12 protein-coding genes and 1 pseudogene are annotated in these 14258 nt (G+C 71.2%); 5 read left to right on the top strand and 8 right to left on the bottom strand.

Annotated features, from left to right (window positions below; genetic code table 11):
• The first annotated feature begins 8 nt into the window (after positions 1–8).
• Positions 9–1256, top strand: a complete 1248-nt coding sequence (locus RLT59_RS03175; protein WP_311307599.1) for an RNA polymerase sigma factor — start codon at positions 9–11, stop codon at positions 1254–1256.
• Here RLT59_RS03175 and RLT59_RS03170 read toward each other — a convergent pair.
• The gene (locus RLT59_RS03170) at positions 1147–1890 is read right to left on the bottom strand and encodes a GntR family transcriptional regulator (RefSeq protein ID WP_311307598.1); all 744 of its coding nucleotides are present in this window, start codon (positions 1888–1890) and stop codon (positions 1147–1149) included. The genes RLT59_RS03175 and RLT59_RS03170 overlap by 110 nt on opposite strands.
• A 214-nt stretch (positions 1891–2104) precedes the next feature.
• On the bottom strand, positions 2105–3028 hold the full coding sequence (locus RLT59_RS03165) for an LLM class F420-dependent oxidoreductase (RefSeq protein WP_311301935.1): 924 nt from the start codon (positions 3026–3028) through the stop codon (positions 2105–2107).
• A gap of 171 nt (positions 3029–3199) precedes the next feature.
• On the opposite strand from RLT59_RS03165, the gene RLT59_RS03160 reads away from it, so the two are divergent.
• The 3 genes from RLT59_RS03160 to dhaL all read left to right on the top strand — a co-directional run bounded on the left by RLT59_RS03160 (position 3200) and on the right by dhaL (position 6598).
• Entirely contained in the window at positions 3200–4645 is a 1446-nt protein-coding gene (locus RLT59_RS03160; protein WP_311301934.1) for a glyceraldehyde-3-phosphate dehydrogenase, read from the top strand.
• A gap of 229 nt (positions 4646–4874) precedes the next feature.
• On the top strand, positions 4875–5873 hold the full coding sequence (locus RLT59_RS03155) for a dihydroxyacetone kinase subunit DhaK (RefSeq protein ID WP_311301933.1): 999 nt from the start codon (positions 4875–4877) through the stop codon (positions 5871–5873).
• A gap of 59 nt (positions 5874–5932) precedes the next feature.
• Entirely contained in the window at positions 5933–6598 is a 666-nt protein-coding gene (gene dhaL / locus RLT59_RS03150) for a dihydroxyacetone kinase subunit DhaL (RefSeq protein ID WP_311301932.1), read from the top strand.
• A gap of 12 nt (positions 6599–6610) precedes the next feature.
• Here dhaL and RLT59_RS03145 read toward each other — a convergent pair whose 3' ends face one another.
• From RLT59_RS03145 to RLT59_RS03135, 3 genes are all read right to left on the bottom strand, one after another.
• The gene (locus RLT59_RS03145) at positions 6611–7336 is read right to left on the bottom strand and encodes an HAD family hydrolase (protein WP_311301931.1); all 726 of its coding nucleotides are present in this window, start codon (positions 7334–7336) and stop codon (positions 6611–6613) included.
• Between the two features lie 482 nt (positions 7337–7818).
• Complete coding sequence (locus RLT59_RS03140; protein ID WP_311301930.1) at positions 7819–8067, bottom strand: hypothetical protein; 249 nt, start codon at positions 8065–8067, stop codon at positions 7819–7821.
• A gap of 263 nt (positions 8068–8330) precedes the next feature.
• Complete coding sequence (locus RLT59_RS03135; protein WP_311301929.1) at positions 8331–9572, bottom strand: FAD-dependent monooxygenase; 1242 nt, start codon at positions 9570–9572, stop codon at positions 8331–8333.
• Positions 9573–9649: 77 nt separating this feature from the next.
• Between RLT59_RS03135 and RLT59_RS03130 the strand changes: the two genes are divergently transcribed.
• Positions 9650–10222 carry a TetR/AcrR family transcriptional regulator C-terminal domain-containing protein gene (locus RLT59_RS03130; protein ID WP_311307597.1) on the top strand — a complete coding sequence of 191 codons (573 nt, stop codon included), beginning with the start codon at positions 9650–9652 and terminating at the stop codon, positions 10220–10222.
• A gap of 163 nt (positions 10223–10385) precedes the next feature.
• On the opposite strand, the pseudogene fusA reads toward RLT59_RS03130, so the two are convergent.
• From fusA to RLT59_RS03115, 3 genes and pseudogenes are all read right to left on the bottom strand, one after another.
• Positions 10386–12462 (bottom strand): annotated as a pseudogene (gene fusA / locus RLT59_RS03125) (elongation factor G).
• A 458-nt stretch (positions 12463–12920) separates the two neighbouring features.
• Positions 12921–13199: a hypothetical protein gene (locus tag RLT59_RS03120; RefSeq protein WP_311301928.1), complete on the bottom strand. Its 279-nt coding sequence runs from the start codon at positions 13197–13199 to the stop codon at positions 12921–12923.
• Between the two features lie 104 nt (positions 13200–13303).
• A complete protein-coding gene (locus tag RLT59_RS03115; protein ID WP_311301927.1) occupies positions 13304–14218 on the bottom strand; it encodes a DUF2510 domain-containing protein in 915 nt (304 codons plus the stop codon).
• Positions 14219–14258: the final 40 nt, after the last annotated feature.

The following is a 14258-nucleotide window of genomic DNA, read 5'->3' as shown; positions in this document are numbered from 1 at the left end:
CCTCGTCGATGGATGACGTCATGCTCCGGAGCCTCACGCCGAGCGTGCTCGGGATCCTCGTCCGCCGCGGAGCCGACTTCGCGGCGGACGAGGACGCCGTCCAGGACGCGCTGGCGGAGGCGGTCCGGGTCTGGCCGGCCGACCGGCCGAGGGACCCGAAGGGCTGGCTGGTCACCGTCGCCTGGCGGCGGTTCCTCGACGCCACCCGGGCGGACGCCGCCCGCATGCGGCGCGAGGACCTCGTCGAGGAGCAGCCGGCGCCCGGACCCGCGACCGCGGTGGACGACACGCTCCAGCTCTACTTCCTGTGCGCCCACCCGTCCCTGACACCGTCGTCCGCCGTCGCCCTCACCCTGCGCGCCGTCGGCGGACTGACCACCCGCCAGATCGCCCAGGCCTACCTGGTGCCCGAGGCGACCATGGCCCAGCGCATCAGCCGGGCCAAACGCACCGTCTCCGGCGAGAGGTTCGACCGGCCGGGCGATGTCGCCACCGTGCTGCGCGTCCTCTACCTGGTCTTCGACGAGGGGTACTCCGGCGACATAGACCTGGCGGCCGAGGCCATCCGGCTCACCCGGCAGCTCGCGGCCGCGATCGACCACCCGGAGGTGGCGGGGCTGCTCGCCCTGATGCTGCTCCACCACGCCCGGCGCGCTGCCCGGACCGCGTCCGACGGCAGCCTGGTGCCGCTGGCCGAGCAGGACCGCGGGCTCTGGGACACCACGTCGATCGCGGAGGGGGTCGGGATCCTGCAGACGGCCCTCGCCCGTGACCGGCTGGGTGAGTTCCAGGCCCAGGCCGCGGTCGCGGCCCTCCACGCCGACGCGCCCACCGCGGGGGAGACCGACTGGGTGCAGATCGTCGAGTGGTACGACGAGCTCGCCCGACTCACCGACAGCCCGGTCGTCCGGCTCAACCGTGCGGTGGCCGTGGGCCAGGCCGACGGGCCGAGGGCCGGACTGGCGGAGCTCGCGCAGCTGGACGAATCGCTGCCCCGGTACACCGCGGCGGCCGCGTACCTCCACGAGCGCCACGGCGACCGCGCGAGGGCGGCACGGCTGTACGCGGAGGCGGCCCTGAAGGCGTCCGACCTGGCGGAGCGCGACCACCTGATGCGCCAGGCCGCCCGGCACCGGAGTGCACGGTTCACTGTGCGGTCAGGGTCATCTCGAACGAGTACCGGGACGCCCGGTACAGGTGCGAGCCGAACTCCACCGGGCGCCCCGCGTCCCCGAGGACCGTGCGCTCCATGGTGAGCAGGGTGCCGCCGCGGGGCTCGCCCAGCAGCCGGGCCTCCGGCGCGGTGGCCCGGCGTGCCCCGATGGTCTGCTCCGCGGTGCGCAGCGCGACGCCCGCCCGGCGGAGCAGCTCGTAGAGGCCGTGTCCGGTGAGCTCCTCCTCCGTCAGGCCCTGTACGCCGGCCGGCAGGTGGTTCTCCATGACCGCTATGGGCTCGTCGTCCGCGTATCGCAGTCGGCGCAGGGCCACGGTGGGGGCGCCGGGTTCGACCTTGAGGGCGGCGGCGATCCGGTCGGAGGCGGGCACGGTCAGCATCGACAGCAGCTCGGTGCGCGGCCGCCGGCCGTCCCGTCTGAGATCCTCGAACAGACTGGTGAGCTCGATCTGCCTGCGTACCCGGTTGTTGACGACCTGGGTGCCGACTCCGCGCTTGCGGGCGAGCAGTCCCTTGTCCACCAGATGCTGCATGGCCTGGCGCATGGTCGGCCGGGAGAGCCCGAACTGGTCGGCGAGGGCGATCTCGTTCTCGAGCCGCGTCCCCGGTGCCAATGTGCCTGACTCGATCAGCTGTTGAAGCTGCTGTGCGACCTGGAAGTACAGCGGCACCGGGCTGCTCCGGTCGATGGTGATCAGCCTGGTGATCGACTCCACGTCGGGCTCCTCAGAACGTTCCGCCACGAACTCAGTATGCCGCACGTTCGACTCTAGCTCTGTACGTATATATGTCAGAACAAATACAGTCCTGACTGTACGGCCCGGCCCCTGCCGCCCGCCCCGTACCGGTGCCCGCGGTGGCGCGGCGGAGAGGGGAGGGGCCGGACGCGGCCCCTCCCCTCTCGCGGGATCCCCGTGTGGCGCGGGTGGCTCAGCCGGCCAGCTCTCCCAGCAGCGCCCACGTCCGGTGCCGGTCGGCCTCCCCGGCCAGGTCCGTACCCGAGAACACCACCTCGGTGGCCCCGGCGTCCCGGTAGCGCTGGACCTCGGCGGCGACCGTCCGCTCGTCGCCGATCACGGCCACATCGGCGGCCCGTTTCCCGCCGGACAGTTCCACCACCCGTGCGTAGGAGGGGATCTGCTCGTAGAAGGCGAGCTGCTCGGTGGCCGTCGCGCGCGCGGCGTCGGGGTCACTCGTGACCACGCCGTGCACCAGCGCCACGATCCGGGGCGCCGGACGGCCCGCGTTCCGCGCTGCCTCGGTGACGGCCGGCACGATGTGCTCGGCCAGGGCGCGGGGCCCGGCGAGATAGGGCAAAATCCCGTCCGCCAGCTCGCCGCTGACACGCAGCGCCTGCGGGCCCATCGCGGCGACGAGCAACGGCACGCCCGCCTCGGCCCCGGGCACGTGCGCGGGGACCGGCGTGTTCGCGGTGAGCAGTTCGCCGTGGAAGTCGGCGGTGCCCGTCTCGGTGAGCTGCCGCAGCGCGGTCAGGAACTCCCGCAGACGGGCGATGGGCCGCTCGAACGGGATGCCGAAGCCCCCCTCGGTCAGCAGTCTGGTGCCGAGCGCCAGCCCCAGGTGGTAGCGGCCGTGCGTGGCCGCCTGTGCGGTCAGGGCCTGGCTGGACACGGTCAGCGGGTGGCGGCCGAAGACGGGGATCGCGGACGTGCCCACGTCGATGCCGGGCACCTCCCGGCCGACGATCGCCGCGAGCTGGGGCGAGTCGGCCCCGAAGGTCTGCCCGAACCAGGCGGACCGCAGCCCCGCGGCCGCCGCCTCCGCGGCAAGGCGCACGCTGGCATCGATCTGGTTGCCGGTGCCGGTCGCACCGATGGCTACTCCAACAGTCATGTCAGTTCAGAACCAGGCGAGTTGGACTCGCATTCCGCTTCCTTCATGACGACTTCGTGTCCGCCGTGTGTACGCGGACGGGGCCGGGCGGCGCCTGCGGGGGAACCGTCTGAATGATCAGAAAACCAGCGGGTTACCATATGAGCGCCTCCTAGCTCGAAAGATAAACCTGTGACTGTCAATGACGACTCGTTCACCAACTGGAAGAACCGCGAGGAGATCGCGGAGTCGATGATCCCGATCATCGGGAAGCTGCACCGGGAGCGGGACGTCACCGTCCTGCTGCACAGCCGCTCCCTGGTGAACAAGTCGGTGGTCAGCATCCTCAAGACCCACCGGTTCGCCCGGCAGATCGCCGGTGAGGAGCTCTCGGTCACCGAGACACTGCCGTTCCTGAAGGCGCTCACCACCCTCGATCTCGGCCCTTCCCAGATCGACATCGGCATGCTCGCCGCGACGTACCGGACCGACGACCGCGGCCTCTCGGAGGCGGAGTTCACCGCCGGGGCGGTCGCCGGCGCCACCGGGGCCGACAAGATCGAGCGCCGCGAGCCGCGCGATGTCGTCCTCTACGGATTCGGCCGCATCGGCCGCCTCCTGGCCCGGCTGCTCATCGAGAAGGCGGGCTCCGGCAACGGCCTCCGGCTGCGTGCCATCGTCGTCCGCAAGGCCGCCGGCCAGGACATCGTCAAGCGCGCCTCGCTGCTGCGGCGCGACTCGATCCACGGCCAGTTCCAGGGCACGATCACCGTCGACGAGGCGAACAACAAGATCATCGCCAACGGCAACGAGATCAGGGTCATCTACTCCGACGACCCGACGACGGTGGACTACACGGCGTACGGCATCAAGGACGCCGTCCTCATCGACAACACCGGCAGGTGGCGCGACCGCGAGGGGCTGTCCCAGCACCTGCGCCCCGGTATCGCCAAGGTCGTCCTCACCGCGCCCGGCAAGGGCGACGTCCCCAACGTCGTCCACGGTGTCAACCACGACATGATCAAGCCGGACGAGCAGATCATCTCCTGCGCCTCCTGCACCACCAACGCGATCGTCCCGCCGCTGAAGGCGATGGCGGACGAGTACGGCGTCCTGCGCGGGCACGTGGAGACGATCCACTCGTTCACCAACGACCAGAACCTGCTGGACAACTACCACAGCTCCGACCGGCGCGGGCGCTCGGCGCCGCTCAACATGGTCATCACCGAGACCGGTGCGGCGTCCGCCGTGGCCAAGGCGCTGCCGGACCTCGACGCGACGATCACCGGAAGCTCCATCCGGGTCCCGGTGCCGGACGTCTCGATCGCGATCCTCAGCCTGAAACTCGGCCGTGAGACCACCCGGACGGAGGTCCTCGACCACCTCCGCGAGGTGTCGCTGACCTCGCCGCTCAAGCGCCAGATCGACTTCACCACCGCCCCGGACGCGGTCTCCAGCGACTTCATCGGCTCCCGCCACGCCTCCATCGTGGACGCGGGGCCCACCCAGGTCGACGGCGACAACGCGATCCTCTACCTCTGGTACGACAACGAGTTCGGCTACTCCTGCCAGGTCGTCCGGGTCGTCCAGCACGTCTCCGGGGTGGAGTACCCGACCTTCCCCGTCCCCGTGCTCTGACCCCGGCTGCGGGCTCCGTGACCCCGTGGACACCTCCGGCGGCGGACCTGACCGCCTCCCGGCCGGCCCCGCGGAGGGCAGTCGCCGCCGGAGGGGCCGGGGGGCATACGAATGAATGACCGACTGTCCTACGAATTGCCCTGCGATGGCCTGGGACGCAACATGTAAATCACCTCGGCGGGAGGGGCCCGGCCCAGCCGCTCGCGGCCCTCGACGACGGAGGACCTGGATGGCATCGTATTTCGAGAACGGTGACGACACCCTGGTGCCGGATGCCCTGCGGGGCTTCGCCCGCGGCCACGCGGATCTGCTCACGCTCGACCCCGGCCACGGTTTCCTCCTGGCCCGCGACCCGGCACCCACGCGGAGGGTCGGCCTCCTCTCGGGTGGTGGCTCGGGTCACGAACCCCTGCACGCCGGATACGTCGGCCGGGGCATGCTGGACGTCGCCTGCCCGGGGCTCGTCTTCGCCTCACCGCACAACCGGCAGGTGTACGAAGGATCCCTCGCCGCCGCCCGGTCCCAGGGCGTGCTGCACATCGTGAAGAACTACACCGGCGACCGGATCAACTTCGGCATCGCCGCAGAAAGGCTCGCCCACCGCGACGTGCCCTGCGCCCGCGTCCTGGTGGACGACGACCTCGCCACCGACTCCGAGGACATCGCCGCGGGCCGCCGGGGCACGGGCGGAACCGTCCTGATCGAGAAGATACTCGGAGCGGCGGCCGACACCGGCCTCGGCCTCCACGAACTTCAGGAGCTCGGCACCCGCCTCGCGGCAAACTGTCGCACCCTGGCCGTCGCCTCGGCCGCCCATACCGCGCCCACGACCGGCAGGCCCGCCTTCCTCCTCGATCCGGAGGAACTGGAGTACGGCGTCGGCATCCACGGCGAGCGCGCCCGGGAGACCGTCCCCCGCGGGCCCCTCGGCCCTCTTGTCGAGCGCATGGCCCTGGCGCTCCTGGACGCGCTCTCCCCGGCCCGGGATTCCTCCGTCATCGCCCTGGTCAACGGTCTCGGGGCCGTCACCCCGCTGGAGCTGTACGCGGTCCACGCCGAGCTCGGCGGCCTGCTCGACGACCGCCGTATCGAACTTGCCCGTTCCCTCGTCGGCGAGTACATCACCGCCCTGGACATGCGCGGCTTCTCCATCACCCTGCTCGCCGCCGACCACGAGATCCTGCGCCTGTACGACGCGCCCGTGCGGACCGCCGCCCTGCACTGGTGAGGAGGCGGCGGCAACCCTGCCGTCCCCGACAGAGTTCTTCCGAGCACGGGAGGCACCCCATGACGACCAGCACGTCCCCCGACGCGTTCTCCACCGACGCCTGGATGCGCCGGTTCGTGCAGACCGTCCAGACCACGAAGGACCGCCTCACCTCATTGGACCAAGAGGTGGGCGACGGTGACTTCGGCATCAACCTCAGCACCGGAGCACATTCAACGCTTCGCCATCTCGACGCTAACTCCGCGTCCCGCAGCGATCCCGCCGCACCTCTCCACGCCGCGGCCACCGCCTTCCTGGACGAGGTCGGCGGCACCAGCGGGCCGTTGTTCGGCCTGCTGTTCCAGTCGCTGGCCGTCGCCGTGGCCGACGCGGCGGCCGCCACCACGCCGGCTCTCGCAGCCGGAGCGGAGGAGGGACTGGCGGCCATCCGCAGAGTGGGGGACGCGGCGCCGGGCGACAAGACCCTCGTCGACGCACTGGGCCCGGCGGCTGAGGCCCTCCGGACCGCCCCGGCGGACACCCCGCCGGCGGAAGCCCTGGCTCGGGCCGCCGACGCCGCCTGGGCCGGTGTGTCCGAGACCGCGCGCCTGCGCGCCCGGATGGGACGCTCCAGCTACCTCGGCGAGCGCGCCGAAGGCGTTCCCGATCCGGGCGCGGTGGGGATCGGGCTGCTCTTCGCCTCCGCCCGAGCGGTCGTGGAAGATCTCAGCACGCGGCTGGACTGAGGGGCTGCCTGCCTACTCCCGCGCCTCGCGAGCCGGCCAGGACTCCACCCAGGCCGACAGCTCCGGTGCGTTCAGGACCGGCACCCACAGGTCGGCTCGGTCCGCGTCCTCGGGCCGCGGGCGCGGGCCGACCCCGACCACGCGCAGCCCGGCCCGCAGGGCCGATTCGATGCCCGTCATCGAGTCCTCGACGGCGAGGGCCCGTTGCGGTGCGGCACCGCAGAGACGGGCGGCCGTCGCGTAGACGTCCGGCCAGGGCTTCGGGCGTACGTGCTTGCCGTCCTCGCCCCCGGGGCTCTCTTCGCTCGGGACCACGACGTGCTCGAAGTGGCCGAGCAGCCCGGCCCGGTCGAGGCTCGACTCCACGACCTGCAAAGGGCAGTTGCTCGCCACGGCGAGTGGCAGTCGGCCGGAGAGCCGGCGTACGAAGTCGGCGGCTCCGGGCATCGTGACCGGGTCCTTGGCGACCTGAACCATGAAGTGGCGCAGCAGCGAGCGGGTCATTTCCGCTGCCAGCTTGGGCTTGTCCGCCTCCTGGGCCATCAGTCGGCCGCAGTCGATGTAATGGACGCCCTTGGCCCGCTCGGCGAAGCCCGGCGCGGGGTGGATGCCGAAGTCCCGGAAGACCTGGCTGCGTGCGTCCTGCCAGTGGCTTTCGGTGTCCATCAAGGTGCCGTCGCAGTCGAAGACGACGGCTTCGGGAGACCAGCCGGTCAAGGTGTGGGTTGTGTCGGTCATGGTGTGCCGCTCCTGAAGGAGGGAGGCGGTCAGGCTCGTGGCGGGACCGCGGATTCGTGGTTGTGCGTTTCCCTGAGACAGCTCGGATGGCTTGCTGCGTCCGTCGGCCCCGTCGATTTCCGGGGGTGCGAAGGCGCATTTCCGTCCGAATCGTGAAACGTCACCGCGGCCACGCTATGGAGGTGTTGTTGTGTGGGGCAATCACTGCTTTGCGTGCTCGACCGCGCCGGATCCGAGGTGTAAGGGATCACTCGAATGTCTTTCGCGAAAAGCGCTGATTTTCACGTCAATGCCGCATGGCAGAAGGTGAGTTGATGAATGAGCGCACGGGAGCCGTCGCTCGGGATCCGGCGTGAATTGATTCACCCGAATGGCAAGCAGGTCGCCAAAAATTCGGGCAACTTCACTCTTGGGCGTGCACGCTCGAAAGTACATAACAATACGGCGAAAGAACCGGTTATTTGCCACCGGCGTACGCGGGCTCACGAAATTCTCGCATCAAACGCGAAATGAGCGGTCGCGGTGAGCCGGTGTGTCGCGTCGGCGGCTGGTGCGGGCCCCGGGACGGGCGCGCGCCACGCTCGACGGGGGCGCCGCTCCGCTTCCGGAATCTTGTGCGCCGAGCCCGAACGCGCGACCTGGTGAACGCAGTTCGAGGCGGTACCGGCGGCCTGCGCCGGCCGGCCTGCGACCGAATCGACCGCCACGATTTCCGTGGTTCGCTTGCTCATGTACCTACGCTGTGGGGGAATTCCGCCGTGACCGTCATCCGCAACGGGGGCGTCGCGCACCAGGCGTCGTGCTGTCCCATGTGCGGACAGGCCCGGAAGTCGCGATCGAGGGGCGAGAGGGGAACGCGGCCGATGCCGAGCTGCTCCATTCCCTCGCTCGTTCGAGGAAAGTGTGGAATGAGCGCGCGGGCAGATCCGTGATACGCCGGGCGGTGCCGGTGACGGCCGCTTCCGCCCCTGGTCGCCGAGACCCGGACGGACGCTCAGGCGGCGTCGGCGTAGGCGGGAAGCTGCCAGTCGCCGCCGCGGTCCTCCTTGGACAGCCGCGCGACCAGGTCGGGGATGCGCAGGAAGCAGGCCAGCGCGGTGGCGTTCTGGAAGGCGCTGATGGCGTGCTTGGTCAGGGGCATGCCCACGCGCAGGATGCGCGGACTGACCTCGCCCGGGATCTTGTCGACGAAGGGCCGCAGGACGCGCTCGTAGTTCGCCGGCGCGGCCGGCAGGTCGTCCGGAGCCCGGTTGATCTCACCGGCCAGGACGTGGGCGCCGACCAGGCCGCCGGAGATCCCCATGCCGCTGTAGGGGGAGGCGCAGTGCGCGGCGTCACCGGCCAGCACCACCCGGCCCTCGGACCAGGTGTCGCTCCGCACCTGGACGACCTCCTGGGAGTAGAGGAACGGGCTGTCCTCCATGCCCTCGACGAACCGTTCCGTCTGCCGGCCGGCATCCCTGAACCGCCCGGCCCAGAACTTCCGCTGCTCCTCGACGGGAGCCCGGTGGATCGCGGAGGCTTCCGCGGACTCCTCGCGCAACACGAAGTACGCCTGGGTCTCGGTCGCGTTGTGGCTGCGCCGCATGATCTGCCGACCGCCCGGAACCATGTAGGTGTCACGGATGTTGGTGTCGGAGGCGATGCGCGGGACGAACCAGTAGGCCATGTGGATGCCTACACGCCAGTACGGGTCGAAGCCCTCCGGCAGCAGCGCCCGCCGGGTACGGGAGCCCTGCCCGTCGGCGCCGATCAGCAGGTCGAAGTCGCCCGAGGTCCCGTCCGAGAAGTGCGCGGTGACCCGGTCGGCGTCCTGGTCGAAGCCGTCGACGCTCTTGCCGAAGACGTACGCGGCGTCGTCCTTCGTCGCCTCGTGCAGGATGCGCACGAGGTCGACGCGCATGATCTCGTACTCCGAGGTCAGCGTCTGCCGGCCCTTGCCGGAGGTGTTCGCCATGATCGTCGCCTTCGGCTTCCCGCGGGAGTCGACGAAGGCCACGCCCGCCTCGTCCACCAGCTGACCACGCACCTCCTCCAGCAGCCCCATCCGCGCCACCGCGTCGATGCCCTGCCCGCGTAGGTCCACCTGCGCCCCCGAGGCGCGCGGTGCCGGGAACCGCTCGACGACGGTCACCTCGTGACCACCGCGCGTGAGCCAGAAGGCCAGCGCCTGCCCCGCGACACCGCCGCCGGCCACCAGGATCCGCAGGGAACGCTTCGCGATCTTGTCCGTCATGGCTCACTCCAGAATCTATCGGTGATTGATTTCTTTCCAGATTCTTCTATCAGCGATAGATTGCCAATGTGACCAAGATGAACCGTGCGACCGTCGTCACCGAGGCGCTGGACCTGCTGGACGAAGTGGGCCTGGAAAATGTCAGCACCCGGCGGCTGGCCAAGCGCCTGGGTGTGGAGCAGCCGTCGCTCTACTACCACTTCAAGACCAAGAAGGACCTGCTGGCCGCGATGGCGGAGGCGGCCATGGCCCCGCACGCCCACGCCCCCCTGCCGGGGCCCGAGGACGACTGGCGGGGCTGGTTCCTGGACAACTCCCGCAGTTTCCGCCGCACTCTGCTGATGCGCCGCGACGGCGCCCGCCTGCACGCCGGCACCACCCCGACCGGCGATCTGGACCGGATCTGCCGCAAGATGGCCTTCCTGGTTGCCTCCGGCGTGCCCGAGCGGCAGGCGCAGATGGCCATGCTGGCCGCCGGCCGCTTCACCGTCGGCTGCGTACTGGAGGAGCAGGCGGACGTGGACGCGCCGGACGCCGGGGACCTGCCGGACGACGTTCCCGCGCTCGATCACGAAGCGGCGTTCGAGGCGGGCCTCGCGCTCATCCTCGGCGGCCTCGAACAGCACACCGCCGCCCCCGACGCCCGCTGACCGCCGGCGGGCAAGGTCAGGGCAGGGCGCTCCGGGGCCCGACTCGTGGCGGCTGAGCTGTACCGAGCACGGCGAGCGGTCGCACCGGCGAAACGCGGAACCGACAGGCCGGCCCCCTCCCTCCCCGTGTGCGGGCAGCCCGCACACGGGGAGGGACCGGTCGCTACCGGCCCGGCACCGTGTTCGGCGCCGGGGCGTAGCCCGTGGCCCGGGTGGTGAACGTCCCCCGGCCCTGGGTCCGGCTGCGCAGCCGGGTCGCGCAGCCGAACAGCTCGGCCAGCGGCACGGTCGCCGTGACCACCGCCGTACCTGGCCGTGCGGTCGAGCCGGACACCTGGCCACGCCGTGCCGCCAGGTCACCGAGCACCCCGCCGACCGCGTCGTCGGGCACGGTGACCGTCACCTCGGCCACCGGCTCCAGCAGCACCATCGCGCAGGCGCGCAGCGCCTCCCGGAGCGCGAACCGCCCGGCCGTGCGGAACGCCATCTCCGAGGAGTCCTTGGGATGCGTGGCGCCATCGGTCAGCGTCACCCGCAGCCCGGTCACCGGATGCCCGCCGAGCGGGCCCTCGGCCAGGGCGTCCCGGCAGCCGGCCGCCACCGCGCGGACGTACTCCTGCGGAACCCGGCCGCCGACGACGGACGAGTGGTACTCGAACTCCGCCCCACCCCCGCCGCCCTCGCCACCGGGGTCCCCCAACGGCTCGACGGTGAGCACGACATGGGCGAACTGCCCGGCCCCGCCGTCCTGCTTGACGTGCCGGTACACCAGGCCCGTCACACCGCGTACGACCGTCTCCCTGAGGGCGACCTGCGGCCGGCCGACCCGGACCTCAAGGCCATGGGCCCGGCGGATCTTCTCGGCCGCCACCTCCAGATGGAGTTCGCCCATGCCGGAGAGCACCGTCTGACCCGTCTCGGGGTCCGTCCGCACCGCCAAGGAGGGGTCCTCCTCGGCCAGCCGCGCCAGGGCGGACATCAGCCGCTCCGTGTCGGTGTTCCGGCCCGCCTCGACCGCCACGGAGACGACCGGATCGGCCACCGTGGGCGGTTCGAGGACCAGCGGTGCACCAGGCGCGCACAGGGTGGCACCGGCACGGGCTGCCTTGAGGCCGATCACCGCGACGATGTCACCGGCCACCGCCTCGTCCACATCGACATGGCGGTCCGCCTGGACCCGCAGGATCCGGCCGACCCGCTCGCCGCGCCGCGCACCCGCGTCCAGCACCGTGTCCCCCTTCCTGAGCATGCCCGAGTACAGCCGCAGATACGTCAGCCGGCCCGTCGGGGTCGCGGTCACCTTGAACGCCAGCGCGGCGAGCGGAGCCGCCGGGTCCGCGTTCCGTTCCTCCACCTCGCCGCCGAGCGCGCCGCGCACGGGGGGCACATCCAGCGGAGAGGGCAGATAGGCCACGACGGCCTCCAGGAGCGGCTCGACACCTCGGTTGCGGTAGGCCGAACCGCACAGCACCACGACGCCCTCGCCGGTACGGGTCAGATCGCGCAGCGCCTCGGCCAGTGTCTGTGCGGAGAGCGTGGACCGCGCGCAGAACTCCTCCAGTGCGACCGGGTGGAGCTCCGCCACCGCCTCCTCCAGCAGCCGCCGGCGCCGTGACGCCTCCTCCCGCAGCTCATCGGGCACCTCCCCTTCCTCGTACGTCTCACAGCCGTCGGCCCAGACCAGTGCCCGCATGCGCAGCAGGACCACCACTCCGGTGAACCGCTCCTCGTCCCCGATCGGCAGCTGGACCACCAGGGGGACCGTGTGCAGCCGTTCCCGGATCGACGCGACCGCGGCGTCGAGGCGGGCGCCGACCCGGTCGAGCTTGTTGACGAAGGCGATGCGCGGCACCCCGTGCCGGTCGGCCTGCCGCCACACCGACTCGCTCTGCGGCTCCACACCCGCGACCGCGTCGAACACCGCGATCGCACCGTCGAGCACCCGCAGCGAACGCTCCACCTCGTCGGCGAAGTCGACGTGCCCCGGGGTGTCGATCAGGTTGATCCGGTGGCCCGCCCACGTACAGCTCACCGCGGCGGCGAAGATGGTGATGCCCCCGGTCGCGTTCCTGCGGGTCGAAGTCGGTGATGGTCGTCCCGTCGTGCACCTCGCCGCGTTTGTGGGTGGTTCCGGTGGCGTAGAGGATCCGTTCGGTGACGGTGGTCTTGCCGGCGTCGACATGGGCGAGGATGCCCAGATTGCGAACGCCGTTGAGTGTGCTGGTGAGTCGGCGGTTCAGTTGGGTGCGCACGGTCCGTGGCCCTTCGGGGTGATCCGGAAGAAGACGGCGCGATCCCCGGACGAGGAGGCCTGTGATCAGGCCCGCGGAACCCCCGGCCTCGGCCCGCCGCGCAGGGCGCGACCGCTCTGACGGTTCGGCAATGAGGGTGTGGGGTTCAGGCGTTCGTCTCGGGTGTCCGGGGCCGGCCGCGCAGCCGGCGCCGGGCGGAGGTAGACACCAGGATCACCTCGTACCGCGACAGGGGAACGACGACAGCGGTGCGGTAGCGCACGGCAGGTCTCCCCTCACTGGTCACGGTGCGCGCCCCGACGTCGGCGTGGCGCGCGATTTCGTTGTGAGTCTAGGCAGTTGGGCGCGGCGGGGGAACCGGATTTCCGGCTGACACCGCGCTGGTGCCGGTCCGTGGCCGTCCGGGGACGGGGCCGTGTCACAGGGACCGTGCGACAGGGACCGTGTCACATCGGAAGGGAGCCGCGCCCGGCGAACCGGGTGCGGGAACGGCATGCCCTGCGGCACCGTCGCAGCGTTCCTCGGCCGCAGCGGCGCCATTCGGCGGGGGAGACGCCCGCTCCCCGGCCGCCCCGGGTGATCAGCGCGTTGACCGGGCTGTGCGGGTCCAGGGCCATCGTCCGGGCCAGCAGTACGCCGATCACCAGCGGGGCCAGGGTGACGGCCAGCGTGGTGCCGGCACTGGTGACGTGCTTGATGCGGGGGCGCGGTGCGTCGGGAGCCATGGTCCCATTCGAGCAGCGGAGGACCGGTGCGGGATCGGCCGGCGTACTCAGTCCGGGCGGCTCGGGTACTCACCCGGGCCGCCCGGCGCCGCTCGGGGGAGTGGCTACGCCGTCGTGCCGGGGCCGGAGGAACCGGCGCCGGCGCCCGAGGCGGCCTTGATGCCCTTGGTGATGTCCTCAAGGACGGACAGGGCGGGTGCCTTGCTGTTGATGTCGAAGCCCGAACGGACGACGATCAGCATGTTCTCGGCCCGGGGGGAGGGGAAGGCCAGCGACTCGACGTACCCGTCGTCGCCGTTCTTCGTCACGACCTTCCAGCGCACCCGGTAGCCCTGCTGGCCGGCCACCGTGACCGCCTCGGACTTCAGCTCCTGGTGCGAGGTGATGCCGCCGTAGATCTTCTCGCCGTACGATTCCTTCGCGTTGGCGGCGATGTCCTTCTGGGCGGTGGCCTTCGCGGTCTTGGTGCTCAGCTTCAGCGCCTCTGCCGGTACGGAGAACACTCCGCCGCGCACGCACTTCTCCTTGGTGTCCCCGGGGCAGGCGTACGAACCCGTGGTCACCCCGGCCCCCATGCCCGACTCGCCCTTCCAGCCGTCCGGGACCGGGATGCTGATTCCGCTCGCCAGGTCCGTCGCGTAGCCGTCCTCGGTCTGCGGCAACTGCTGCTCCGGGTTCTGGTCCCCGCCGCTGTTGCCGCCTCCGCCATCGCTGCCATCCGGCGCGCCGGGCTGGTGGCTGGGTGCGTGGGAGGGCGGGCTGGACGGTGCGGTGGCCGTGTTCTCCGACTTCTTGCCGGAGTCATCGTTCAGCAGGTACACGCCACCGCCGATGGCGGCGAGCACCACCACACCGGCGGTTATGCCGGCGCCGATGCGTATCCGGCGGCTGCGGACGGCCGCCGGTGGCACACGGAGGTGATCGGTCCACTGGCTGCCGTCCCACCAGCGTTCCTGGATGGGGCCAAATCCTGTGTACCCGGGGTCTGGATGCCAGCCGGGCGGGCTCGTCTGCGTCACGGCAGCCACCGTAGCCGGGTTGCGTGAGAATCCTATGAAT

The sequence above is a fragment of the Streptomyces sp. ITFR-6 genome, from assembly GCF_031844725.1.
Classification (GTDB): Bacteria; Actinomycetota; Actinomycetes; order Streptomycetales; family Streptomycetaceae; genus Streptomyces.
This window is presented reverse-complemented; position numbering and strand designations above follow the sequence as displayed.

Coding starts and splice junctions, on each gene's coding strand:
- RLT59_RS03135 (WP_311301929.1), bottom strand. CDS start 9,572: ATGACGGACAAGATCGCGAAGCGTTCCCTGCGGATCCTGGTGGCCGGC.
- RLT59_RS03175 (WP_311307599.1), top strand. CDS start 9: ATGGATGACGTCATGCTCCGGAGCCTCACGCCGAGCGTGCTCGGGATC.
- RLT59_RS03130 (WP_311307597.1), top strand. CDS start 9,650: ATGAACCGTGCGACCGTCGTCACCGAGGCGCTGGACCTGCTGGACGAA.
- dhaL (WP_311301932.1), top strand. CDS start 5,933: ATGACGACCAGCACGTCCCCCGACGCGTTCTCCACCGACGCCTGGATG.
- RLT59_RS03155 (WP_311301933.1), top strand. CDS start 4,875: ATGGCATCGTATTTCGAGAACGGTGACGACACCCTGGTGCCGGATGCC.
- RLT59_RS03165 (WP_311301935.1), bottom strand. CDS start 3,028: ATGACTGTTGGAGTAGCCATCGGTGCGACCGGCACCGGCAACCAGATC.
- RLT59_RS03120 (WP_311301928.1), bottom strand. CDS start 13,199: ATGGCTCCCGACGCACCGCGCCCCCGCATCAAGCACGTCACCAGTGCC.
- RLT59_RS03145 (WP_311301931.1), bottom strand. CDS start 7,336: ATGACCGACACAACCCACACCTTGACCGGCTGGTCTCCCGAAGCCGTC.
- RLT59_RS03140 (WP_311301930.1), bottom strand. CDS start 8,067: ATGAGCAAGCGAACCACGGAAATCGTGGCGGTCGATTCGGTCGCAGGC.